This window comes from Pseudomonas sp. BF-B-26, from assembly GCF_019956495.1.
Lineage (GTDB): Bacteria > Pseudomonadota > Gammaproteobacteria > Pseudomonadales > Pseudomonadaceae > Aquipseudomonas.
Genome location: NZ_JAHBDP010000049.1, coordinates 1 through 1,428, shown reverse-complemented (window position 1 = coordinate 1,428; position 1,428 = coordinate 1). Strand labels below are relative to the sequence as shown.

The following is a 1,428-nucleotide window of genomic DNA, read 5'->3' as shown; positions in this document are numbered from 1 at the left end:
GCCAGCCCTTTCAAGGTCTTCGTTTAAACTCTCCCAAAATTCCAGTCAGGGTGACGAAAACGATGTGGGCAGAAGTTCTAGCGCGGTTTGAGCAAAAGACGCCGGCCAGTGTCATGACCAAGTTGATACTGGAGCAGGCTGTTCCTGCCGCATGGGTCGATCAGGTGTTCGAGGAACAACGTCAACGCCAGTACCCACGGGAGCTTTTGTTTTCGACCATCGTTGAGCTGATGTCCCTTGTTTCATTGGGCTTACGGCCTTCCTTGCATGCGGCTGCCCGCCAGATGGAGCATCTGCCGGTGACCTTGGCGGCGCTGTATGACAAGGTCAGTCGCACAGAACCTGCGCTGCTGCGGGCCTTGGTCACCGGTAGCGCAGAGCGCTTGGCTCCGACGATAGAAGAGTTGGGCTATTCAGCCGTTTTGCCCGGCTGGCAACTGCGCGTTGTTGACGGCAACCACTTGCCTTCTACCGAAAAACGTCTGGGGGCTTTGCGGCGTGAACGAGGTGCGGCTCGGCCAGGGTTTTCCGTGGTGGTCTACGATCCTGACCTGGATCAGATCGTCGACTTGCAGCCTTGCGAGGATGCCTACGCGAGTGAGCGCGTCGGCGTGCTGCCGTTGTTGGCCCGCGCCCGTGAGGGGCAGCTGTGGATGGCGGATCGGCTTTATTGCACGCTGCCCGTGATGCAGGCCTGCGAGGAAGCGAGCGCTTCGTTCATTATTCGCCAGCCCAGCAAACATCCACGGCTGATTCAGGAAAGCGACTGGCAAGAACCGGTGCCCGTCGAAGCCGGAACAGTGCGCGAACAAACCATCGAACTCAACGGCGGCCACCGCTGGCGCCGAGTTGAACTGAACCTGCAAACAGCTACCGAATCAGGCGACTCGGTGATGTGGTTCTGGAGCAACTTGCCCGACACCATCAGCGCCGAGCAGATCGCCGATTTGTACCGTCGCCGCTGGAGTATCGAAGGGATGTTCCAGCGTCTCGAGTCGGTACTGGACAGTGAAATCGAAAGCCTCGGCTCTCCGCGGGCGGCCTTGCTGGGCTTTGCTTCGGCGGTGCTGGCCTACAACGTCTTGGCGGTTCTCAAGCGCAGTGTGGAGCAGGCTCATCGCGAGACGCAGCCAGAGGCATGGGAGGCATCGATTTTTCACTTGGCCGTGCAAGTGCGCAGTGGGTATGAGGGCATGCAAATCGCGTTGCCCCCCGATTATCTGTTACTTCAATCGACCTCAGCGACTCTGGCGCAGCGCCTGTTGGCGCTGGCCAGAAACATCAAACCCAAACAGGTGGCCAAAAGCATACGAGGTCCCAAAATCGCCAAGTCCAAGGAATGGCTGGAGGGCAGGGCTGCAAATGCTCATGTGTCGACGGCTCGCGTGCTTAAGGCCCATAAAAAGAAAACACCTTGAAAGGGCTGGC

General features: G+C 58.8%; 1 protein-coding gene. It reads left to right on the top strand.

All coding sequences use genetic code 11. The features are described from left to right. Positions 1-113: 113 nt before the first annotated feature. A complete protein-coding gene (locus tag KGB03_RS03710; RefSeq protein ID WP_223526373.1) occupies positions 114-1,418 on the top strand; it encodes an IS4 family transposase in 1,305 nt (434 codons plus the stop codon). Positions 1,419-1,428: the final 10 nt, after the last annotated feature.

Bases quoted from the DNA above. Each gene is read 5' to 3' on its own strand.
- KGB03_RS03710 (WP_223526373.1), top strand. From the start codon at position 114: ATGACCAAGTTGATACTGGAGCAGGCTGTTCCTGCCGCATGGGTCGAT.